Here is a 23,581-nt window from a genome sequence, read left to right as displayed (position 1 = left end):
GAATAATATGAGCAAGATAGCTTATGTTGCCGCACGGGAAATCTTAGACTCAAGGGGTAATCCGACTGTCGAGGTGGACGTTCATCTTTGTACCGGAGAAATCGGCAGGGCCTCGGTACCGTCCGGTGCATCAAAAGGGGAACGGGAGGCTATAGAAAAGAGAGATAACGATAAGAACAGATATGGTGGCAACGGGGTGCTCAATGTCCTGGATAACGTGATCCGGATAGTCGGGCCAAACCTGATTGATATGGATGTATTTGATCAGACAGGCATCGACTCCCTGCTCAACAAGCTTGACGGTACCGAAAACAAGTCCGTGCTTGGAGCCAACCTCACTACGGGTGTTTCCATTGCGACTGCCAGGGCCGCGGCGGCTTTTCTGGGTATTCCGCTCTATAGATATCTGGGAGGTGCTTTTGCCAGGGAACTTCCTGTTCCACAGATGAACATAATCAATGGCGGCAAACATGCCGATAATAACGTGGATCTCCAGGAATTCATGGTCACTCCCATCGGAGCACCGAATTTCAGAGAAGCACTGCGTTATGCAGCCGAAACATTCCATGCCTTGAAAGGCATACTCAGGGAAAAAGGGTACAGCACCGGTGTGGGCGATGAGGGTGGTTTTGCGCCGAATCTGGGAAATAATACCGAACCATTTGAACTCATTGTTGAAGCCATTACCAGGGCAGGCTTTAAACCGGGTGAAGATGTCGCCATTGCCATCGACCCGGCCGCAAGTTCATTCTATCAGGACGGCAAGTATATCCTTTCATCTGAGAAAGATCCCGAAAGGACATCCGAAGATATGATCGGTTTCTACGATGGGCTGATAAGAAAATATCCCATCGTCTCCATCGAGGACGGTCTGGCCGAGAACGATTGGGAAGGCTGGAGACTCCTTATGAAGCGCCTGGGATCAAAGGTCCAGATTGTCGGCGACGATATCTTCGTTACCAACAGGAAATATCTGGCTCAAGGTATCGAGCAGAAATGCGCCAATTCCATCCTTATCAAAGTGAACCAGGTCGGGACGCTCACCGAGACCATGCAAACAATCGAAACCGCCAAAAGGGCCGGGTTCAGTACGGTCATATCCCATCGTTCAGGAGAGACCGAGGACACCTGGCTTGCCGATCTCGCTGTAGGTCTCTCTACGGGACAAATTAAATCAGGGTCTGCCTCGCGGAGCGAACGCCTTGCCAAATACAACCAGCTTATGCGCATTGAAGAGGAACTGGGGAAAAACGCCATGTTCAGAGGCAAGGTTGTTCTGGGCGGTGTGAAAAATAACAAATAGATTGATGGACTCCTTTCCGGGTAATTCATCGGTTATGTCCTGGGAGTGTTGCTCGCGGTGTTATTGTTCGCTAGTCTTTTCTGAAACGCTGGTATAATGGTTTAAATCATAAAAAAATAAAATAACTCGATCAATTCACAGTTAAAACGAATCTGGAGAATTAAATGAATATAAGAAGACTGTTACTGGATGTTGATAAAATGGTTTCCCGCCCTTCTCTGATCGAACTGGCAAAAGCGATTGAAGCTGTAAACGGGGTTGAAGCATTGAACATCGTGGTTACTGAGATTGATATTGAAACAATGGATTTGGATGTCACGATCGAAGGGAATAATCTCGATTATGATACAATCGTAGCAGCCATTGAAAAAACAGGGGCTGTTGTTCACAGCCTGGACGAGATTGTCGTAGGTTCAAAAATACTTGAACGTGTGAAACCCATAAGAAAATGAAATGGCTATATTTGCTGAAACGCCGTGAAAACAGCCTGCCGGTTGTCCTGGGTCTGGTAGATGGTATCCTTACTGCCATGTTGTTGACGGCGCGGAAAATTCTAGGGTATGGAACGCCGGTGGATTCCGGAATAGCGTTGAAGGTTGCAATTTACGCATTTGCCACTGCGGGTTTTGTTTTTTATATCGGACGCTACGCGGAACTCCGATCTCAGCTAGTGCATGCGGCGGCTCAACTGAATTTGAGGAAAAAGGGAAAATTGGCTACTACCTATCTCGGCAGGACGGTTCTCCATGAAGCTGTCAGAGAGGCGTTTATTTCAGGCGGCAGCAGCTTTGTGAGCGCACTGCTTCCTTTATCTCTGGCCGCTCTTTTCCCCTTTATTCCTCAACTGAGCATTTTAGTGTCCATATTCTTGCTGGGATTGCTGGGCTTTGTTATTGGCAGAGCGGTAAGAGGCTCATCATTGTTATGGTCGGTCAATCTTGTTCTGGGGGGTCTGTTCATGACTGTCCTCGGTTTCGGGCTTCATATCATGTGATTTATATATGTCTCAAAGCGAAGGGAGAATTTAAGATGACTTTTCAAGCAAACGGAAAATCAAACGCCCTGCGATTCATTGTACTTATCGGAGTTGTGAGCCTTTTCGCAGACATGACTTATGAAGGTGCCCGGAGCATTACCGGTCCGTACCTTGGCAGCCTGGGTGCAAGCGCCACATTGATCGGCATAATTGCAGGACTCGGCGAGTTGGCTGGATATGGAATTCGTATTCTGTCGGGCTATTTGAGCGACCGCACGAAGGGATATTGGGTCATCACCATCATCGGTTATCTGATAAACTTGCTGGCCGTTCCTGCACTTGCCCTTGCTGGCAGATGGGATCTGGCCGCATGTCTGGTAATCGCAGAACGGATAGGCAAGGGGATTCGCAACCCAGCCAGAGACGCCATGCTCTCACATGCCGCAAAGGATGTCGGCCGCGGGTGGGGTTTCGGCCTGCATGAGGCATTGGATCAGATAGGGGCTGTCTCCGGTCCCCTCATTGTCGCAGCGGTTCTGTTTTTTAAAGGGAGTTATCGTACAAGCTTTGCATTACTGCTCATTCCGGCGCTTTTTGCCATTGGCGTTCTCCTGGTCGCAAGATTTCTTTATCCGTCACCCAAGGATATGGAACCGGCCCGTCAGAAATCAACGGGGAGTTTCCCGGGGATATTCTGGCTTTACCTGGCAGGCGTAGGCTTAATAGCGGCTGGATATGCGGATTATCCGTTGATTGCATACCACTTCAGCAAGGGGTCTTCCATATCACAGGAATGGATTCCCCTGTTCTACGCAGTGGCGATGGGTGTCGACGGACTGGCTGCAATGGCTTTCGGTTATCTTTTCGACCGGATCGGTTTCGGAATCCTTATTGTGGCGGCAATTCTCTCTACAGCTTTTGCACCGCTGGTCTTTTTAGGCGGCTTTCTGCCGGCTATGGCCGGAGTTGTTCTCTGGGGGATCGGAATGGGCGCTCAGGAATCGGTCATGCGTGCGGCGGTTGCCAATATGACATCTTCCGACCGGCGGGGAACCGCATACGGGATGTTCAATACGGGATACGGCATTTGCTGGTTTGTCGGGAGCGCATTAATGGGTTATCTCTATGATGTCTCCGTTACTTATCTCGTTGTTTTTTCGGTTTTGATTCAATTATTCTCAATCCCGATTCTGCTGGCTGTCAGAAGGCAATGGAAATCAGGAACAGTATAGCATGAGGTGCGTCTTCAATGACTTTCAGAAGTATTTTATTTGACAAAACCCCGGAAGAATCCAACGGGGTTCGTCTTGAACCGCATGATTTTTTGACTGACCTGAATCTGGATCAGATTATAGATACCATTACTGTCAACAAGAAGGAATACAATCTGAAACCTTTTTTTTATACAATCCTGAATGATGTGGGTACAATCGAATATCGTCATGAGATAATGCGTGATCTTGAAGATGCCAACCTGTTCGAATGCATAAAAGCATTTGCTCAAAAAATGAGCAAGATGCGCCAATATTTTTCATTGGTGGAAAAGCTCAACCACAAGCACCATAAGCAGGGTTGGTTTTTGCAATCGGTAAAGATTTATTGTGATGCAGTTAAAACCCTTAAGAATGACTTGACGATACTCGACATGAGATCAAAAGGTTTGTCAGCTTTCAGGGAATACCTGACCGGTTATGTCAAATCGGACCGGTTTATTTCACTTAAGGAAAGTATCGAGAAGCTTGATGCCGGTTTGTCATCAGTGAAATATTGTGTACTCATTAACGGGCTCCACGTGAAGGTAAGCAAATACGAATCTGAACCCGATTACAGTGTTGAGGTCGAGAAAACATTTGAAAAATTCAAACAGGGTGCAGCTAAAGATTACAGGGTCAAATTTCCCGTCATGTCCGGCATGAATCATGTCGAAGAAAAAATATTGGATTTGGTTGCCAAGCTGTATCCGGAGATATTCTCAAGTCTTGATAAATTTTATCTGGGAAATGCTGATTTTCTTGATGAAACAATAAGTGTTTTTGAAAGAGAAATTCAGTTTTATCTGGCTTATCTGGAATATGCCGCAAATTTCAAACAAAGAGGGTTGAAATTCTGCTATCCGCATGTTTCCAGAAAATGCAAGGATGTCTATGATTTTGAAGGATTTGATCTTGCACTTGCCAATAAACTCATTAACGAAAACTCTTCGGTTGTATGTAATGATTTTTATCTCAGGGACAGGGAGAGGATATTTGTAATATCCGGTCCGAATCAGGGAGGTAAAACAACATTTGCGCGGACCTTCGGGCAGTTGCATTATCTGGCCAGCCTGGGCTGTCCCGTGCCCGGCAGCAAGGCGCGGCTCTTCCTGTTTGACAAACTTTTTACTCATTTCGAAAAAGAAGAAGACATCAGAAATTTGAGGGGCAAGCTTCAGGATGACCTGGTCAGGATATATGCCATTCTTAATCAGTCTACTCCAAATAGTATCATCATCATGAACGAGATATTCAGTTCGACCACATTGAAAGATGCGGTTTTTTTGAGTAACAAAATCATGGATAAGATAACGCAACTGGATTTGCTCTGCGTATGGGTGACATTCATCGACGAACTGTCCTCTGTCAGTGAAAAGACGGTAAGCATGGTAAGCACGGTTATTCCCGAAAATCCGGTATTGCGGAGTTTTAAAATTGTCAGAAAACCTGCCGACGGTCTTTCGTATGCTTTGTCGATTGCCGAAAAACACCGGCTCACCTATGATTATCTCATGGAGCGTTTGCAATTATGAAAACCCTCCTCATGTATGAAGATGATTGCGATCTGAATCAGTCATTGCCTGTGAATGAACAGGAATTGATAAAAGACCTGGAATTAAACACGCTTTTCAATGCCATGTCGGCCGGCGATCGGTTTATATATGATGTCGTGAAGAAAACTGTTCTCTCAGGGTTGAACAATGACCCTGAAACGATTGTTTACCGCCAGAATATCATCAAGGATTGTCTTGAAAATCCTTCAGTTGTCAGGAATCTGTATTCCCTTACCATTGAAACAATTGAAAACAAGAAAAAGAGCTGGTTGGGTATTTTTACTCATAAACATCCATCTTCGATACTTTACAGCGCTGTCGGCATGATGCAGTTGTATGTGAGCATGCTTAAAAAACTGAGGAATGTTGCGTATGAACATTCCGCCGGATTTAACTCCAGGGGTTTCACCGCTTTTTTTGAGCTGTTGAAAGAAGAAATAAACGACGAATATCTGCTCAGCGTTCAAAATCACCTCAAGGAACTTAAGTTCGGAAACGGCGTATTGATGAGCGCTGAATTGGGAGAAGGAAACATCGGCGTTAATTATATACTTCGTAAATCCAACAATAAAAGACAAGGCTGGATTAAACAGCTCTTTATAAAAATTCCGGATGGTTATTCTTTCACGATCAGCGACCGTGATGAAAGCGGGTGCCGGGCGTTGTCAGAATTGAGAGACAGGGGACTCAACTTTGTAGCCAATGCCCTTGCCCAGTCCGCAGATCATATCCTTGGTTTTTTTAACAGATTGAGGACGGAATTGGCCTTTTACGTAGGCTGCCTGAATTTGCATGAGCAACTTGTCCAGATTAAAGCGCCGGTATCTTTTCCCATGCCTGAAGGTTCCGGTGAACGCAGGCTTTCTTTTAAAGGGTTATATGATGTATGCTTGGCCTTGACCATGAAGAAAAAAGTTGTGGGAAACGACCTGAATGCAGATAACAAATGCCTTTTTCTTGTTACCGGAGCAAATCAGGGAGGCAAATCGACCTTTTTGCGTAGTATTGGTTTAGCCCAGTTGATGATGCAAAGCGGCATGTTCGTACCGGCTGATTCGTTCAGTTCCGATATATGCGACGGCCTTTTTACGCACTATAAAAGGGAGGAAGACGCTTCCATGGTCAGCGGAAAGCTTGATGAGGAACTAAGCAGAATGAGCAATATCATAGATAATATAACGTTAAATTCCTTGCTGCTGCTGAATGAATCCTTTGCCGCAACAAATAAGAGAGAAGGCTCGGAGATATCCAGGCAGATAATCGGTGCATTACTGGAAAAACGTATCAAGACGATCTTTGTTACGCATGGATTTGATTTTGCTTATGACCTTTATGAAAGAAGGCTGGAAACCACCACCTTCTTGAGGGCCGAAAGACGATCTGACGGAAAGCGGACATTCAGGATCATCGAAGGTGAACCTCTTCAGACAAGCTTCGGTGAGGATCTATATAAAAGGATATTCGAATCTGATCGGGAAAAGGGATACCCTGATGAAATTGAGAAAAGTTGAGATACAAGGATTCAAGACCATAGCCCAAAAGACAGTACTTGATTTTCCTGCCGCCATAACCTGCATTGCCGGACCAAACGGATGCGGAAAAAGCAATGTCGTCGATGCGATAAAATGGGCGCTTGGAGAACAGGCCCCCAAGGCCATTCGTGCAAGTGCAATGGGAGATGTGATATTTTCCGGAACTCAGGATGTTCCTGAACAAAGCATGGCCAGTGTTGCCCTTTATTTCGAAAACGACGGCAGATTCTATCCGGGAAGATTTGAAGGTGTCAATGGATTCTCCGTTGCAAGAAAGCTTTTCAGGGATGGTGAAAGCATCTATACCCTTAATAACCTGAAGTGCAGATTGAAAGACATATCAGATATCTTTCTGGATACGGGGCTGGACAGGCAGGGTTATGCCATAATCGATCAGGACAGAGTAAAGGATATCATCCTGTCAAAACCTGAGGATATCAGGCATCTGATAGAAGAAGTGGCTGGATTGGGCCATTTGAGAGTCAAAAGAGCCGATACGATAAAACAACATGAATTAACTCTGGCAGGTCTTCAACATACAAAAGATATCCTTGCGGAGCTGGCCAGGCAGAAAGATAGCCTCAAGTCGCAGGCATCTAAAGCCAGAAAATATCAGGTACTCAAAGACAGAATGAACGAATTGACAAAGCTTGTCTGGGCCATCGAGATCAAAGAGGTTCGAAAAAAACATGAAGAGCTTGTTAGTCATCTTGCAGTTATCGAAGATGAGATAATGAAGGCAAAAATATCCTCCGAGGAGGAAAACAGGCTTTTTGAAGATCAAATTAGGAAATTAAACGAAATAAAGATAAATATCGACAGCATAAACGCAGGCCTGAACAATGCCAGGGCAAGACACGATCTTTGCATTGCGGAAAGAGACGCGTCAATTGAACGAATGAAAGACATTCAAGCGTCGCTTCTCCATCTTGCTTCTAAAATCGAGGCTGCCGAAATGGAAGCCGCTGCTTTGGATACTCAAATCAGGAAAGCGGAAGAGGAAAGAGAAAGGCTCAATAACAAAGAAGCCGGAGTGGATTCGGATCTCAAAGCGGCGTCTGAATATTCTGATGCCCTTTCAGCAAAATTGGCCGGGATTTCAGCCGATTATGACAAAAAACGTTCGGAGCTGTTTGAAAAACTTGGCAGCGAAAGGCTTATTGATCAACGCATCAATTATCTTAACCAGCGCTTCAATGAAATATCGAGCGGTGTAAAATCAAGACAGGATGACATAAATAATCTCAATTCCGAGATCGGGATTCTATGCGAGAGAATTGAAAAACATGATGCGGTTATCAATGGAATCGACGCCGGAATAGCCACCTGCAACGAGAAGATGCTTATGGTGTCTTCAAACAGGGACCGTCTAATAAATAATATAGAGGAAACAAGGAATATTCTTGCCGGAAAAGAAAAAGAACTTGCGGGCTTGAAGGCAAAAACGGAAATGCTAACGGTGATTGCAAATTCGTCGCCGCACGCCACACTTGATAAAAATGATAAATCGCATAAACGTCTGGCAGATGTTATCAAGGTAAAGAAAGGATTCGAAGATGCTGCAGGATCGTTGGGAGAAATGCTTGATTACCTCATAATAAAGGACCTTGATGAACTCTTTGAACCGGGTGTGAACATCGCAGCCGCCCCTGGTTACATACCATTGGAGCCTGACATGGGGGATGATTCCGTGGAAAAGAGACCACTGCCTGAATCAGTGCTGGGCCACCTGAGGAATTATATAAGTCCGGCAAAAGGATATGAGGCTGTCGTCAATATAATCTCGAAGGGGAAATGCATTGTCAATGATATCCGGACCGCCGTTAACCTGTGGAAAAATCTGGAACGCTCACATAATTATATAACAATAAATGGAATAACCCTGGAAACTTCGGGTATATTGAGGGTTAACGCCGAAAGGGATAAATATGCCGGGATGCTGAAAGCCCGGGCCGAACTTGAAATACAGAATTTAATTTCAGCAGAACTTGAAATAGAAATTGAAAAGATAAAAGAATCAATCGAATTTGATTTGGAAAAACTGCACAATGTTAAAACAGAAATTTTACTCCTGAGCGAGAATATATCCAGTCTGGAAGAAGAAAAATCAGCAGCAGCCTCATTGAGGCGGGCAGAGTCTTTAAAAAAAGAAATAGCGGAAAAACGTTGCAAGGATTTTTTAAAGGATATCAAGTCATGGGAGGAGATGACAACTTCTGTAAAAGCTGAGATTGAAGCTGCAAAAAAAGAAAAAGAAGATTTTGAGCAGCTTCTGGAAAGGCTGAAATCCGAACTTAAAATTCTTGAAACAAAAAAAACAGATGCAGTTGAGGTCTTGGATAAGGCCATAAATGAAAGAAGGCTTATTACTGAAAAGCTTACCGTCATCAAAGTCGAAAAGGCATCTTTTGATGAGAAGATAAAAGGTCTCAAGGCATCAGCAGTGAGGGTGAAAAGTGAGCTCGAAACCGACAAGGCAAGCATTTGTGAACTCAGACAGAAAGAAGCCGGAATAACCTCAATGCTTAAAAACGCGGAAGAAGTAGTCATTAACACCATTGCGGATATAAAGGCAAAAGAGATCGAATTGGAAAAAATAATCCCTGAGTATTCAAAATTGTCACAGGAGACGGAAGAAATTAATAAACATGCCCTTGCCATTAATGCGTTCATCTCGTCACAAGAGGAAAGAAGAAACATGATTCTTCTTGAATCCAAGGAGCAGGAAATTGCTGAAAGGATGATTTCAGAGCGCTATTCAGGCAGATTCGGCGAGGGTCCCTTGCCGGAGGTCCCGCAGGATTTTGATCCATCTTCTGCGAGGGTGGAAGCGGCAAAATTGCAGACAAGGGTGGACATGCTCGGCCAGATAAATTTCGCATCAATAGAATCTTATGATGAAACTCAGACCAGATATGATGAGATGCATACCCGGTATCAGGAACTGGTGCTCGAAAGTGAGAGGCTTAAGGAACTTGTTTCCAGCATTGAGCATGAAAGCCAGAAGGAATTCAAAACCACATTTGCAAAGGTCAGGGAAAACTTCCAGGAGATATTCTCATCCATGTTTGGCGGCGGACAGGCAGACATAATTCTTCAGGAAGGCGGTATGGATGCGGGAGTTGATATCTATGCATGTCCACCTTTTAAGAAACTCAAGATGATGAGTCTGTTGTCTGAAGGGGAAAAGACTCTAACCGCCATCTCTTTTATCTTTGCTCTTTTCAAGGTCAGGCCTTCGCCATTCTGCATACTCGATGAAGTTGACGCTCCTCTTGATGATTCCAATATCAACAGCTTCAACAACCTGATACGTTCATTTGCCGATGACTCTCAGTTCATTGTAGTCACACACAACAAGAATACGATGGAAATGACTGATATCATCTATGGTGTTACGTTCAATAAGCCGGGAGTGACAAAGATTATATCCATGGACCTTCGAAATATTTAAAAGGCAATCCCTTTATGCCCGGTTGAACTATGGCAACGACTCGTTGCTATATTCTAAGTTAACAAATATATTAATTATATATACTGTTTAACATCAGAGTTATACAGCTTGCAAGAATCACGGTTTGAGGGTATGCAAATTCCTTAAAAGAATATTCAGGGAGGGGTTTATGGCCGGTAATGAGAATCTCGAAAGCAAAAGATGGGGAATAGCAATAGCTGCAATTGTGATGCAGCTGTGCCTGGGCACCGTGTATGCCTGGTCGGTCTTCAAGAAGCCGCTTATGGGGGCGCATGGATGGGAAGAAGCTGCAACTCAATATACTTTTATGATCTTCATGTTCACTGTCGGGTGCGCCGCTGCATTCGGAGGGATGCTTGTTGATAAAAAAGGGCCTAAATTCGTTGCTACACTTGGCGGTATCCTTTTCGGCCTGAGCACTCTTCTTGCAGGTGTTGCCGATCAGATAGCTAGCCTTCCGCTTCTTTATCTGTCATACGGATTGATCGGCGGCCTGGGCAACGGCTTCTGTTATGTTACGCCGATAGCGACCCTCATCCGCTGGTTCCCTGATAAGCGCGGTCTTGTAACAGGCCTTGCAGTAATGGGATTTGGCATGGGCGCATTTTTCATGGGACAGATCGCTCCCATGATGATCGGGTCTTTCAAAGGCGGTCTTACAGCTTCAGGAGTTGCCCTTACATTCTATATATGGGGTGTGATATTCCTGATCCTCGTAACAGGCGCTGCACAGTTATTCAAGAACCCGCCTGCAGGGTGGCTCCCGGCCGGATTCACACCTTCAGCCAGCACTGTATCGGCGGCAGATTCCCTTATGTTTGGCCAGGCGGTAAAGACACCCCAGTGGTGGATGCTCTGGGCCATGCTGTTCCTGAATGTTTCCGCAGGCCTTGGTCTTATCTCTCAGCTCTCTCCTCTGGCACAGGATTATTACAAGCCGCTTGCCGATGTTTCATTGACCGGAGAGGCACTGGTAAAGAAGCTGGCTGCCATGGGCGGACTGGTAGTCGCAATATCGGCCATATTCAACGGTCTCGGCAGGCTCTTCTGGGCTAGCATGTCGGATAAGATAGGAAGAAAAGGTGTTTTCGGAACGATGTTTGCTTCTCAGGCGATAATTTATATCCTTGTCGCACTGGGAATTCTTTCCAACTACTGGATATTCCTGGTTGCAGCATGTTACCTTCTTTCTTGCTACGGCGGAGGCTTTGCAACCATGCCTGCATTTGCGGCTGATAACTTCGGGCCCGGCTACATAGGCAAAGTTTACGGCTTCATGCTTACTGCGTGGGCGTGTGCTGGTGTTCTGGGGCCTCTGGTATTCGCCAAATTCAAGGCGCAGGCCCTTTATATCGCAGCATGTCTTCTTGTTATTGGACTCGTAATAGACCTGGTGTTTAAGAACAGATCCAAAAAAGCAGCAGCGTAAAATAATAAGAAAGCGAGCTTAGGCCCGCTTTCTTCCACCAGATAAAATCCCTTTACAATAAGGCGGTTTTCCCTCATAAAATCAGGAATACAAATAATAAGGGAGGTTTCTTTGTCAAAAGAAATAATTACACGGATATTGGAGAATAATGAAAAGTTTGTTTCAGGGCACGACGAAAACTATTTCAAACTCCATTCAACTTCTCAACAACCGAAAATAACGCTTGTTTCCTGCTGCGACTCGCGTGTTCAGCCCGGAATAATAGAGCCTGACCCGATAAACAAGGTATTTACCGTCGAGACAATCGGCAATCAGATGACATCTGCGCAGGGTTCGGTTGACTACGGCGTGCTTCATCTGCACACCCCGGTGCTTTTGATCATGGGCCATACCGACTGCGGGGCAGTCAAGGCTTTCATGAAAGGTTATGAAAAGGAGAATGACGCTATCAAGCGTGAACTGGACAATATGAAACCGTCCCTTAAGGCTCCTGATGCTGATGCGGATTTCAATAGAGAGCTTATAAGCAATATCAGAAAAAACCTGGATTATCAGACCAGTGTTGCAGTTGACAGATATTCAAAGCTAATAGAAGATGGTTCTCTTACCGTGATCGGATCGATATATGATTTTCAGAATGCCTTCGGCAAGGGATACGGGAGGCTCCTGATCAGGAGCATCAATGGAAAAACAGGCCTGAAAAGGGAAGACATGCTGGCTTGCGGCGTGGATCTGAAAGATTATGTTGATTAGAACAAAGGGGTAAAAATCACGTGACCCTGGAAGAAATAAAAAACGAAATAAACGGAGAGGTAATCGTAGGGGCTGAGAAGCTTTCAATCGAGCTGAAGACGGCTTTCGCGGCAGACCTGATGAGCGATGTGCTTGCTTTTGCAAGGTCAGGCTGCCTTCTGATAACCGGACTTACGACAGCACAATCGGTCAGGACTGCTTTTGCGCTTGACATTGCAGCAATAGTAATATGCCGGGGCAAAACGCCTCAGGAACAGGCTGTAGATATAGCAAGAGAGCTTCATATTCCGATTATAAGGACTGATTACATAATGTTCGAAACGATCGGGATTCTTTACAGTGCGGGAATTTGCGGCTGCATAAGAGAGGTCTGCAGCGGAGATAATACCTGTGGTGTCTGATAAAAGCTTCGGAGGATATTTTACCGTAAAAGGTCGCGAGTTCATTGATGCCGGATTGATTTCAAGCCAGATAAAAAAGATATTGAAGGAGCACGGCGTCCCGGAAGAAGCGGTAAGAAAGGCGGCGGTCGTGGCATTTGAGGCCGAGGTGAACATCATTTCTTATGCGGATGTGGGGACGATATCTTTCATTGTTGAAAACGGCACGATCACCATTGAGGCGACAGACAAAGGTGCGGGTATTCCCGATATAAAAAGGGCGCTGATAGAAGGATTTTCAACGGCTGACGATCAGGTAAGGGAGATGGGTTTCGGGGCCGGAATGGGGCTTCCGAATATAAAGAAGTTTTCAGATATATTCGAGATAAGTTCGGAAGTCGGCAAGGGGACAACCGTAAAAAGCATAATAAAAATTGCTGAAAAGGATGCGCTTTAATATGGATGTTAAAACAATTGTCGAAAGCCTGGGTCTTGATGTTTTCTGCTGCAAAGACATGCTTGACAGGCCTGTTGACGGAGGCTACTCGGGCGACTTGTTGAGCGATGTCATGGCAAACGCCAGAAAGGACAATGTGTGGGTTACAAGGCAGGTCCACCAGAATACAGTTGCCGTTGCAACTCTTAAGGAGCTTTCCGCGGTTATTGTCGTTCAGGGGGCCAGACCCGATGCCGATACCCTGAGCAAGGCGGTAAAGGAAGGCATCCCGATACTGGGGAGCAAACTGTCCGCTTTTGAAGTCACCGGCAGGATATTCAAACTCCTCGGGGCTTCCTAGGGCCCTCATTTTTTTAAAGGCAGGATGATGCGAAAATTTTCCTGCGACCTTCATATACATACATGCCTTTCTCCGTGCGCAGAACTCGACATGCATCCTTCCGCCGTCATCAGAAAGGCACTCGAAAAGAAAATCGATGTCATAGCTGTATGCGACCATAATTCATCTGAGAATGCGCCGTATGTCATGAACGCTGCAAAAGGAACCGGTCTGGTTGTACTTCCAGGCATGGAAGTGACGAGCATGGAAGAGGTTCATACGATAGCGCTTTTTAAAACTCTTGAAGACCTTCTCTCTTTCCAGAAAGTTGTTTATGAAAATCTGACGGGGGAAAATGACGAGGACGTGTTCGGTGTTCAGGCTATCGTTAACGAAGCGGGTGAAGTGGAAGGTTTCAATCCCCGTCTGTTGATAGGTGCTACAGGTCTTTCCCTGAATTCTGTTGTGGATGCAATCCATGGTTTTGACGGTCTTGCCATTGCCTCGCATATCGACCGTGAGAGTTTCAGTGTTCTCGGCCAGCTCGGGTTTGTCCCGCCAGACGCTGCATTCGATGCGCTCGAGATATCTGCAAGGACGGGAATAAAAAAAGGGAGGGAACTATATCCCGAGTTGTCCGGCTACACCTTTATAACGTCATCGGATGCCCATTTTACAACGGACATCGGCAGCTCTCCTACTGTGTTTTTCATCGAGGCTCCGAGCTTTGACGAGATCAGGATGGCGCTGAAAGGCGAGGAAGGAAGATATGTTCTGGAGGGGCAATGATTGAACTCGCGCTTCACATACTTGACATCTCGCAGAATTCATTGAGGGCCGGCGCAAGCCTGGTCGAGATTTCGCTTATTGAAGACATGATAAACGACAGGCTTACAATAAGCATAAAGGACAACGGCTGCGGGATGAACGCTGACGAGATTGAAAAAGCCCTGGACCCATTTTTTACTACGAAAAAAGTAAGGAGGATTGGGCTTGGTCTTCCCATGCTCAAACAGGCGGCCCTTCAGGCAGATGGTGATTTTAAAATCGAATCCGAACCCGGCAGAGGGACTCTGATCTCGGCCGAATTCAGACATTCCCATATCGACAGGCAGCCCACAGGCGATGTCGCGGGTGCGATTATCGCTCTTATTCTCGAAAGGCCGGACGTCGACATTCTTTTTACTTACAGGAAGAATGCTTATGAATATACTTTCGATACCAGGGAAATCAGGGAGACGCTTGAGAGTGTCCCTTTGAATAATATGGATGTAATAGGATATATAAGGGACAGCATCAAGGAAGGGTTGTCATCGCAGCAGGATCAATGAGACGGAAGGGAGTATGGATATCAAATCCTCGAGATTGAAGTGTTTCTTAAGGCCCACGATTGCCAGACGCATGGCCTTTACGCTCACTCTTTTCGGTATTGTAATCGGATATATGGCGTTTATCATTCTATTTACCCTGGGATCAGGTGATATCGTAAACCTTGTAACCAGAAGATTTGAAGACAGCATTTTTTCGCTTTTCCCTGATAACAGGGGGGACAGTCTTCTGGGCCTTCTCGATGTCAAAGACAAGGATGCAATGAAGGCTGTAAACCTGTTTGCTGAGTTTTCTTCAGGGATGAATTCCATTGACGATATAAGGCTCTATTACAAAGCCTTCGGCGTCTGGTCAGAAATATATATGGGGGATGACAATATCTTTCATACAGATGAAATAAAAGACCCTGATATTATCAGTAAACTTGATCAGAGTCTGACTGGCAGGAAGATATCGTTATCAAGAGTAAATTTCGGATTCTCGGACACGCTGAAAGTAGTAGACAACCTTACAAGACCTGTCGACAAATACAGCTATGTGCTCACATACAGCATAGCCCGGCCTTCCATAATCGAATTTGTAAAAAAGAACCCGGGCCAGAACATAATGTTCTGCATTCTGCTGCTGATTCTTTCATATCTGATAGGGCTTTTGTTCGGCCGGGGAATTGTCAGGCCTGTTGAGGAGCTTTCCCGTGAAGCCAGGATTATTGCGTCAGGCAACTTCGAGCGGGAGTTCCATACGGAGAGCAGGGATGAAATAGGCAAGCTTGCAGACTCGCTCAATTCAATGGCCGCAAGCATACGTGCGGCCATGAAGGAGCGGGAAGATCTGATGCTGGGCATACTGACCGCGCTCACCCGATCAATCGACGCAAAATCGCGATGGACTGCGGGCCACAGCGAGAGGGTCACCAGGTATACGATGATGATCGGCTGGAGGCTCGGCCTCAGTGATGAGGTCATGGACAATCTCATCGTGTCTGCCGTCCTCCATGACATAGGCAAGATAGCCGTACCCGAAGCTATTCTGGACAAGCCCGGCAGGCTCACGGAAGAGGAATTTTCCATAATCAGGGGCCATCCTGCGGCAGGGGCCGGTATAATCAGGGACATTCCTTCGTACGAAAATATTCTTTCCGGCATAATGTACCACCATGAACGTTGGGACGGCAAAGGCTATCCGGAAGGGCTCAGGGGGGAATCGATACCCTTGTTTGCAAGGATAATAGCGGTGGCGGATGTCTATGACGCCATCACTGAAGACCGGCCATACAGAAAGGCCATGACAAAAGAAGAGGTGACGGACTTCATCAAAGACAACAGCGGAAAGATGTTCGATCCTGATATAGCAGAGGCATTCCTCTCGATAATTGAAGAGTCAGACACATGGCCGGTCCGTTGATTAAAAGCGAATTGATGAGGGATAAAAGCCTGAAAACAGGCATTTGACATTTCATTGCACCGTGCTATAGCTTTGGTCTCCTCCGTGTTGCACGTGCACGGGCGATGAGTGAAGTTCAACAGGGATTTGAAGGATTTTAAGTATTTCGCCAGGAGATAAATATGGATAAAAGCAAGCTTGAGCCGGTGAGATTCGTTACTGCGGCGGCCCTCTTCGACGGGCATGACGCCTCGATCAACATCATCAGAAGAATCCTGCAGGATGCAGGCGCAGAAGTGATACATTTAGGCCACAACAGGGGTGTCAACGAGGTCGTACGAGCAGCCATCCAGGAGGGTGCCCACGCAATCGCCATGAGCTCTTATCAGGGCGGGCATATGGAGTTCTTCAAGTATATGATAGATCTCCTTAAGGAAAACGGATGCGAATACATCAAGGTCTTCGGGGGCGGCGGCGGTGTTATCGTACCCGAAGAAATAGCCGAACTCCAGGCTTACGGCGTTGCTAAGATATATTCCCCGCTCGACGGCAAAAAGATGGGTTTGAGGGGAATGATCGATCATATGATTTCCATCGCCCGTGGAGTGCGGATTCCTGATGTCGAAGCAGACATATCCTCATTGAAAGACATGAATCAGGCGAAGATTGGACGCCTCATAAGCATGGCGGAAGCGAGCGTGATGGGCTTCAGCAAACGTTATGAAGAGCTCAGACGCCATATAAGGCCTGCCGACGGAATACCGGTCGTGGGCATTACCGGCACGGGCGGCTCAGGCAAGAGCTCGTTTATCGACGAGATGGTCCGCAGGTTCATTGAATTCTATCCGGACAAGACGATTGCTATAATCTCTGTCGATCCGTCACGCTCAAAGAGCGGAGGCGCCCTGCTGGGTGACCGCATCCGCATGAACTCAATCGAAAATGACAGGGTGTTCATGCGCTCCATGGCGACAAGGCTTTCAAAGGACGAACTCTCAATAGCCATCAATGATGCGATAGATATAGTGAAGGCCGCAGGCTATGACATGGTGATGGTCGAGACCAGCGGCATAGGCCAGGGGGATGCGGCCGTATCAAAGATCAGCAGCTGTTCCGTATACGTGATGACAAGCGAATACGGCGCTCCCTCGCAGCTTGAAAAGATTGACATGCTCGACTATGCCGACATGGTTGTGCTGAACAAGTTCGAACAGCAGAAGGCCCTTGATGCCCTCAGGGACGTGAGAAAACAGTATATGAGAAACCACGAACTCTTCGACAGACCCGAAGAGGACATGCCGGTTTTCGGCACGGTAGCAAGCAGATATGATGACAAAGGTTCGGACAGGGCTTTTGCTTTCCTGATGAAACTCGTTGCGGAAAAAGGCGGTGTTAACTGGAATCTCCCCGTGATGCCGGAAGAGATAAAGGAAAAGCCCAGAGCCGGGATTGTTCCGCCCGAAAGGGACCAGTATCTGAGGGAGATTGCCCGGGTTGTCAGGGCCTACCACAAGCATACCGATGATACATCAGACCTGATCAGGAAATATGCGGCATTGAAGGACCTGGCCGGGGATGCGGAAGGGGCGGATAAAAGCCATATCACGGGGATCATGCGGAAGATGGAGACCCAGATCCGTCAGGAGGACATAAAACTGCTCAGGGAATGGGAAGCGGAGTCGAAACACTACGCCGCAAAGAACTACAGCTACTCTGTCAGGGGAAAGGATATAAGGGTTCCTCTCAGAAGCACTACGCTTTCCGGCCTCGAAGTGCCGAGGGTCGCCCTTCCCGATTACAGGGACAAGGGTGAAATATACAGGTGGGTCAGAAAAGAGAATGTCCCGGGCTCGTTCCCGTACACTGCAGGCGTATTTCCGTTCAAGCGCGACTGGGAAGACCCGAAAAGGCAGTTTGCAGGCGAAGGCACGCCGGAGCGCACCAACAGGCGCTTCCATTACCTGTGCAGAAACGATGATGCGAAGAGGCTTTCAACCGCATTCGACAGTGTTACGCTCTACGGCGAAGACCCTGACGAGAGGCCTGACATCTTCGGCAAGATCGGCGAAAGCGGGGTCAGCATATGCACGCTCGATGATATGAAAAAGCTCTATGCTGGCTTTGACCTGTGCTCACCGCTTACAAGCGTTTCGATGACCATCAACGGGCCTGCCCCTATCATGGCTGCATTCTTCTTCAATACCGCCATAGGCCAGCAGGTTGAGAAGTTCGTTAAGGAACACGGCCGCAAGCCGGATAAGGATGAACTCGCAAGTCTTAAGAAGTGGGTCATGTCGAATGTAAGGGGTACGGTCCAGGCGGACATATTAAAGGAAGACCAGGGCCAGAACACATGCATATTCTCAACCGAATTCGCTCTTAAAATGATGGGCGACATACAGCAGTACTTCATCGATAACGACGTAAACAACTTCTACTCGGTCAGCATAAGCGGTTACCACATAGCCGAGGCCGGCGCCAATCCGGTAAGCCAGCTTGCGTTCACACTGGCCAACGGCTTCACCTATGTCGAATATTACATGTCCAGGGGTATGGACGTGACCGAGTTCGCCAAGAACTTCTCATTCTTCTTCTCAAGCGGCATGGATGCCGAATACAGCGTGCTCGGGAGGGTGGCACGCAGGATATGGGCCATAGCCATGAGGGACCTCTATAAGGGCGACGAAAGGGCGCAGAAGCTCAAGTACCACATCCAGACCTCGGGGCGTTCCCTTCACAGTATGGAAATGCAGTTCAATGACATAAGGACCACGCTTCAGGCGCTCACCGCGCTGAACGACAACTGCAATTCGCTCCATACGAACGCATATGACGAAGCGGTCACAACACCAACCGAGGAGTCGGTGCGCCGGGCAATGGCCATACAGCTTATCATAAACCGCGAGTTCGGCCCGTCCAAAAACGAGAACCAGGCGCAGGGCTCATTCTTCCTCGAATGGCTGACAGATGCGGTTGAAGAGGCCGTGCTTCAGGAATTCGAGCGCATAAGCGAAAGGAAAGGTGTGCTCGGTGCGATGGAAGTTCATTACCAGAGGGCCAAGATTCAGCAGGAGTCGCTTCATTACGAGCACCTCAAGCACAACGGTAAACTGCCTATAATCGGCGTGAATACGTTCGAGAACCCCGATAACGAGGGGCAGGAGGACAGGCCCGGTGCCTGCGTTGCGTTGACGCGCGCGACAAACGAAGAGAAGATGGCGCAGCTCAATAACCTGAGGGCCTTTCAGAAAAGGCACAGACAGAAGGCGCCGTATGCACTCAAACGACTGAAGGAAGTAGCACTTTCAGGCGGCAATATTTTCGAAGAACTGATCGATACGGTTCGGGTCGCCAGCCTGGGCCAGATAACGGCCGCATTATACGAAATCGGAGGCCGCTACAGGAGGAACATGTGAGCGGGATAGGAAAAGGCTGCGTTCACATATATACTGGAAACGGCAAGGGCAAAACTACGGCGGCACTGGGGCTTGCTCTGCGTGCGGCAGGCCACGGCCTGAAAACCATAATCGTACAGTTCATGAAGGGACAGCATTATGGTGAACTGGACAGCGTGGGAATGCTGGCCGGCCTCGTGATAATTGAACAGTACGGCCATCCTCAGTTCTGCAGACTGACCGATCCGCCGGACGAGGCCGATGTAAGAAGGGCTCAGGCGGCGATAAAAAGAATAAAGGAAATCATCAAAGGAAAGCTCTGTGACATACTCGTCCTTGACGAGGTGATGACCGCTATCATGTTCAACCTTATAACAGAGGCCGAAGTACGCCAGATAATAGAATCAAGGCCTTCGGGGATGGAACTTGTCCTGACGGGGCGCAGTGTAAATACCAACCTGTATGATGCAGCGGATCTGATTACCGAGATGCAGGATATAAAACATTACTATAACAAAGGGGTTCAAGCGAGGAAAGGCATCGAAAGCTGAGTACGGCGCATGATAACTTCGCATCTCTGCGTCGTTCCTTGGCTCGTCGCTGCAACATACGCTAAAAGTATGTTTCGCTTCTCGCCTTCGTCACTCCTTGACCTGCTTTGTTCTGACGCGCCGTAAAGAATATTTGTAGTCCGGGTCGTCTGAGATTTTTCCCTGTTTCACCAGATTATGTTCAATCCCTTTATTTTTTTCAGCAATGAATCGCTTGTGACAACCGGGCATTTGTTTGTCAGTGCGGTTGCGGCTATTATCCTGTCTGCCGGGTCATTGTGTTTAAAATGCTTATATGAAGCTGAAAGGTAGGCAATCGTTGGCGTAATCGTCAGCGTTTTGATTCCCCTTGAATCCAGCATGCTTTTAAGGAAATCATCGGTTGCGGTACCGGGGGAAAGTCTGCCTTTTTCTATCAGCATGGCTATCTCCCAGAGTGAAATGTCCGAACAGAACAGTTCGTTTGTTTCGTCGCCTTCTTCAATCGACCGTGCGGCCTTTTTGCTTAACCTTTCAGGTGTGAGTGCATCAAAAATAAGGGCGCATGTATCAAGCAGGATCACTTCAAGGCCTCCCACGATTCACCCAGGGGCGACGTGACATCGCCTACGACACATTTTGTTCTCATGGATAAGAGCTTCTTCTTTGCGCTTTCCTTTTTGTCCGCGACAGGGATTATCTGGGCAATGGCTTTTCCCCTTGATGTAAGCGTCATTTCCTCTCCGGATTTTACTTTACCTAAAAACGACTGAAGATTGCTCCTGAACTCGCTGACATTTACAACCAGCATAGGTCCTCCCATAAGACTTGTTGTACAAAACAGTTGTACAATTATATGTCTGATGTCAATATGAAAAATACAGATGAGCGGTAGTCGTGCTTATTATTTTTCACTGACATTCCAATTATGATATAAAAGGACATGCGTGTGAGAATGAAGGGAACCTTTATATTCAATTTGTTTTGTCTGATGATGTTATTGCAAAGCTGTGCAACAAACCCTGTAAAAAAGGAGTTCGCCGGGGCCCCTGATTGGGTTACAAAAGATTGCGCCGGGTACTTTATCCAAAAGACAGGTCATCCTGCCTTATGCGGCGTCGGTTCTGCTGCCGGGGCTGATCCGGGGGAAGCCCTGATTGTAGCGAAAACGAAGGCCAAGGCAGATATTTCAAAGAAGCTAAGCACAAGGATAGAATCTGTGTTAACCGACTACAGGTCATCAGTATCAAACACTGCAGGCAGCATTGACACTCAGCATATTGAGGAAGTGATAGTTGAAATATCGAACAACACACTCTCGGGTATAGAAATGACTGATTCATGGACAAGCCCAAATGGCACGCTTTACGTTTTGATGTCACTTGAGACAGAGCAGTACATAATGGCTGTTGATAGGGTTAAAGGCATTCCCGAAGATAAGCGCCGCGCCTTGATTGAAAAAGATGAATAATCTGAATGATTGATATGTTTCATTAAGGAGTTGGACATGAAAATCAGGCAATTCATTATTGTTGTAATACTCGTGATAGCTATTGCATCTCCGGCTTATGCAGAGATAAAGACCTTCACTGAAACCGTAAAGCAGACATTCGGAGGCAGCCAATCGCCTGATGACGCCCGAACAGCGGCTATAGCAAAGGCAAAAAGAAACGTCCTTGAAAAGGCGGGGACATATCTTGAAAGCCTCACTGTAGTAAAGGACAGCAAGATTGACAAAGATGAAATACTTGCCCTTTCCGCCGGCATTCTTAAGGTTGAAGTGGTTTCGCAGAAGAACTTCACAGAGGGTGATGCATTCGGAATTATCATAGAAACGAAAGTGGATGTGGATACAAGCGTTCTGAATGAACGGATAAAAACAATGCTAGGCGACCGTGAGCTTATGCAAAAATACACTGAAAGTCAGAAAAGGGAGACTGAGCTTCTCGCAAAGGTAAAACTCCTTGAAGAGAAGAATAGGGAACTGGAAAAGTCCAATGCCGATGAAAAGCAGAAGGCCGAACTCAAGAAAGAATTCAAGGAGAACTCACAGAGAATAGAGGCTGTAGGATGGTTTGAAAAAGCTAGTAGTCTTTGGAAAGATGGCAAATATTCTGATCCTGACAATGCAATCAAATATCTTAACAAGGCACTTGAAATTGACCCTTTATTTTCAACGGCCTATAACAACCGAGGAGTTGCATGGTATGACAAAGGTGATAAAGAGCGAGCCATTCAGGATTATACAAGTGCAATTGAACAAAATCCTAACTTTGCAGGAGCTTATTACAACCGGGGAAATGCATGGTCAGACAAAGGCGAATATGACCGCGCTATTAAGGACTATACCAATGCTATTCAGATCAACTCATCCTATGCAGAAGCCTATTGCAATCGGGGTAATGAGTGGAGGATGAAAGGTGAGTTTGACATTGCAATGAAGGATTTTACCAGTGCCATAGGAATCAATCCATCTCTTGCAGAGGCATATTATAACCGGGGTCTGGCGTGGGGTATGAAAGGCGAATTTAACAATGTCATAAATGACTTCACTCGGTTCATTGAGATCAATCCATCCTTTGCAGAAGCATATTCCAACAGGGGGATTGCATGGAGTGGTAAAGGTGATTATGAACAGGCAATTAAGGATTTCACCAGAGCCATAGAAATTAACCCAACCCTTTCAGAGGCATATTATAACCGAGGTAACGCATGGTCAAACAAAGGTGAATATGTAATCGCTATAAAGGACTTCACGAAGGCCATTGAAATCAACCCTACCTATGCAGATGCTTATTGCAACCGGGGTGCTGCGTGGGGTATGAATGGCGAGCTTGACATTGCCATTAAGGATTTTACCCATGCCATTACAATCAATCCATCCCTAGCTGTTGCCTATATCGGTAGGGGTCTGATGTGGGCAGGCAAAGGCGATATGGGAAAGGCATGTCTCGATTTCCGAAAGGCCTGTAACCTTGGAAATTGTCGAGGGATGGAAGAATGCAAACCCTAGAAGATAACCCAAAAGATATAGTACAGACAGGCAATTTTTCCGTCGGACTGTATGAGTCTATCATCTGTAAATAAAGTCAATATTTGCACCTTTTGTTGGCATCATCGGTACTTTCTTTTGACTACCGATATAAGGTTGTCGCAAGATCCAAGTGACAGCTTGATTTCCTTGAACTCAATCGTGGAATAATCACCGACTAGGGCAAATCGATATTCCTTCTGCTCAGAATATTTTTCGGGTTTCTGAAAAATACTTTCGGACCAATGATATAGTTGTTTACTACCCTGATTTAAAGTGAACCCCGTTGTCCAGACCAAAGATGATTTAAGATAAGGTGGAATTTCCTTTTTATACCCGACAGATTTTTTCTCAAACCATGGTCTTGATTTTCTCCTTTCACAGATATTCCTTTGCTTGAGGTTGAAAAAGGCCATTCCCCCGCCGTCGGCCATGATTTCTTGTGAGCATGCAGGGAGGAGGAGTCAAGGCTGCCGGAGGCAT

Annotated in this window: 22 protein-coding genes; 19 read left to right on the top strand and 3 right to left on the bottom strand. The window is 46.6% G+C overall.

All coding sequences use genetic code 11. The features are described from left to right. Window positions 1-7: 7 nt before the first annotated feature. The 17 genes from eno to VIS94_06160 all read left to right on the top strand — a co-directional run bounded on the left by eno (window position 8) and on the right by VIS94_06160 (window position 20,088). Complete coding sequence (gene eno, locus VIS94_06240) at window positions 8-1,303, top strand: phosphopyruvate hydratase (protein ID HEY9160666.1); 1,296 nt, start codon at window positions 8-10, stop codon at window positions 1,301-1,303. A 164-nt stretch (window positions 1,304-1,467) separates the two neighbouring features. Then, window positions 1,468-1,755 carry a DUF211 domain-containing protein gene (locus VIS94_06235; protein HEY9160665.1) on the top strand — a complete coding sequence of 96 codons (288 nt, stop codon included), beginning with the start codon at window positions 1,468-1,470 and terminating at the stop codon, window positions 1,753-1,755. Then, window positions 1,752-2,297, top strand: a complete 546-nt coding sequence (locus VIS94_06230; protein ID HEY9160664.1) for a hypothetical protein — start codon at window positions 1,752-1,754, stop codon at window positions 2,295-2,297. The genes VIS94_06235 and VIS94_06230 overlap by 4 nt, the downstream gene beginning before the upstream one ends. Window positions 2,298-2,332: 35 nt before the next feature. Continuing rightward, on the top strand, window positions 2,333-3,511 hold the full coding sequence (locus VIS94_06225) for an MFS transporter (protein HEY9160663.1): 1,179 nt from the start codon (window positions 2,333-2,335) through the stop codon (window positions 3,509-3,511). 17 nt (window positions 3,512-3,528) lie between these two features. Then, window positions 3,529-5,064: a DNA mismatch repair protein MutS gene (locus tag VIS94_06220; GenBank protein ID HEY9160662.1), complete on the top strand. Its 1,536-nt coding sequence runs from the start codon at window positions 3,529-3,531 to the stop codon at window positions 5,062-5,064. Next, the gene (locus VIS94_06215) at window positions 5,061-6,596 is read left to right on the top strand and encodes a DNA mismatch repair protein MutS (protein ID HEY9160661.1); all 1,536 of its coding nucleotides are present in this window, start codon (window positions 5,061-5,063) and stop codon (window positions 6,594-6,596) included. The genes VIS94_06220 and VIS94_06215 overlap by 4 nt, the downstream gene beginning before the upstream one ends. Further along, window positions 6,577-10,071 (top strand): chromosome segregation protein SMC, encoded by a 3,495-nt coding sequence (smc, locus tag VIS94_06210; protein ID HEY9160660.1) that lies wholly within the window; start codon window positions 6,577-6,579, stop codon window positions 10,069-10,071. Before VIS94_06215 ends, smc begins: the two co-directional genes overlap by 20 nt. A gap of 169 nt (window positions 10,072-10,240) precedes the next feature. Continuing rightward, complete coding sequence (locus VIS94_06205) at window positions 10,241-11,521, top strand: OFA family MFS transporter (protein ID HEY9160659.1); 1,281 nt, start codon at window positions 10,241-10,243, stop codon at window positions 11,519-11,521. 111 nt (window positions 11,522-11,632) lie between these two features. Beyond that, a complete protein-coding gene (locus VIS94_06200; protein HEY9160658.1) occupies window positions 11,633-12,274 on the top strand; it encodes a carbonic anhydrase in 642 nt (213 codons plus the stop codon). Window positions 12,275-12,294: 20 nt separating this feature from the next. Next, complete coding sequence (locus tag VIS94_06195) at window positions 12,295-12,675, top strand: DRTGG domain-containing protein (GenBank protein HEY9160657.1); 381 nt, start codon at window positions 12,295-12,297, stop codon at window positions 12,673-12,675. After that, window positions 12,668-13,111: an ATP-binding protein gene (locus VIS94_06190; protein ID HEY9160656.1), complete on the top strand. Its 444-nt coding sequence runs from the start codon at window positions 12,668-12,670 to the stop codon at window positions 13,109-13,111. Before VIS94_06195 ends, VIS94_06190 begins: the two co-directional genes overlap by 8 nt. 1 nt (window position 13,112) lies before the next feature. Then, on the top strand, window positions 13,113-13,451 hold the full coding sequence (locus VIS94_06185) for a serine kinase (protein ID HEY9160655.1): 339 nt from the start codon (window positions 13,113-13,115) through the stop codon (window positions 13,449-13,451). A 24-nt stretch (window positions 13,452-13,475) separates the two neighbouring features. Further along, complete coding sequence (locus VIS94_06180; GenBank protein HEY9160654.1) at window positions 13,476-14,219, top strand: PHP domain-containing protein; 744 nt, start codon at window positions 13,476-13,478, stop codon at window positions 14,217-14,219. Beyond that, window positions 14,216-14,761 (top strand): ATP-binding protein, encoded by a 546-nt coding sequence (locus VIS94_06175; GenBank protein ID HEY9160653.1) that lies wholly within the window; start codon window positions 14,216-14,218, stop codon window positions 14,759-14,761. Before VIS94_06180 ends, VIS94_06175 begins: the two co-directional genes overlap by 4 nt. A gap of 13 nt (window positions 14,762-14,774) precedes the next feature. Next, window positions 14,775-16,163 (top strand): HD-GYP domain-containing protein, encoded by a 1,389-nt coding sequence (locus tag VIS94_06170; protein ID HEY9160652.1) that lies wholly within the window; start codon window positions 14,775-14,777, stop codon window positions 16,161-16,163. Between the two features lie 161 nt (window positions 16,164-16,324). Then, complete coding sequence (gene icmF / locus VIS94_06165; GenBank protein ID HEY9160651.1) at window positions 16,325-19,558, top strand: fused isobutyryl-CoA mutase/GTPase IcmF; 3,234 nt, start codon at window positions 16,325-16,327, stop codon at window positions 19,556-19,558. Beyond that, window positions 19,555-20,088 (top strand): cob(I)yrinic acid a,c-diamide adenosyltransferase, encoded by a 534-nt coding sequence (locus tag VIS94_06160; GenBank protein HEY9160650.1) that lies wholly within the window; start codon window positions 19,555-19,557, stop codon window positions 20,086-20,088. The genes icmF and VIS94_06160 overlap by 4 nt, the downstream gene beginning before the upstream one ends. 167 nt (window positions 20,089-20,255) lie before the next feature. On the opposite strand, the gene VIS94_06155 is transcribed toward VIS94_06160, so the two are convergent. Continuing rightward, entirely contained in the window at window positions 20,256-20,651 is a 396-nt protein-coding gene (locus VIS94_06155) for a type II toxin-antitoxin system VapC family toxin (protein ID HEY9160649.1), read from the bottom strand. Further along, window positions 20,648-20,878: a type II toxin-antitoxin system prevent-host-death family antitoxin gene (locus VIS94_06150; protein ID HEY9160648.1), complete on the bottom strand. Its 231-nt coding sequence runs from the start codon at window positions 20,876-20,878 to the stop codon at window positions 20,648-20,650. The genes VIS94_06155 and VIS94_06150 overlap by 4 nt, the downstream gene beginning before the upstream one ends. Before the next feature lie 189 nt (window positions 20,879-21,067). On the opposite strand from VIS94_06150, the gene VIS94_06145 reads away from it, so the two are divergent. Beyond that, entirely contained in the window at window positions 21,068-21,538 is a 471-nt protein-coding gene (locus VIS94_06145; GenBank protein HEY9160647.1) for an LPP20 family lipoprotein, read from the top strand. Window positions 21,539-21,574: 36 nt separating this feature from the next. After that, complete coding sequence (locus tag VIS94_06140; protein HEY9160646.1) at window positions 21,575-23,080, top strand: tetratricopeptide repeat protein; 1,506 nt, start codon at window positions 21,575-21,577, stop codon at window positions 23,078-23,080. Window positions 23,081-23,369: 289 nt separating this feature from the next. On the opposite strand, the gene VIS94_06135 is transcribed toward VIS94_06140, so the two are convergent. Further along, window positions 23,370-23,581 (bottom strand): hypothetical protein (locus VIS94_06135; GenBank protein HEY9160645.1); only part of this gene is annotated, 212 nt, incomplete at its 5' end.

This window comes from Desulfomonilia bacterium (assembly GCA_036567785.1).
Taxonomy (GTDB): domain Bacteria; phylum Desulfobacterota; class Desulfomonilia; order UBA1062; family UBA1062; genus DATCTV01.
Note: the sequence above shows the minus strand (reverse complement) of the source record. Positions and strands in the feature narration are given on the sequence as shown.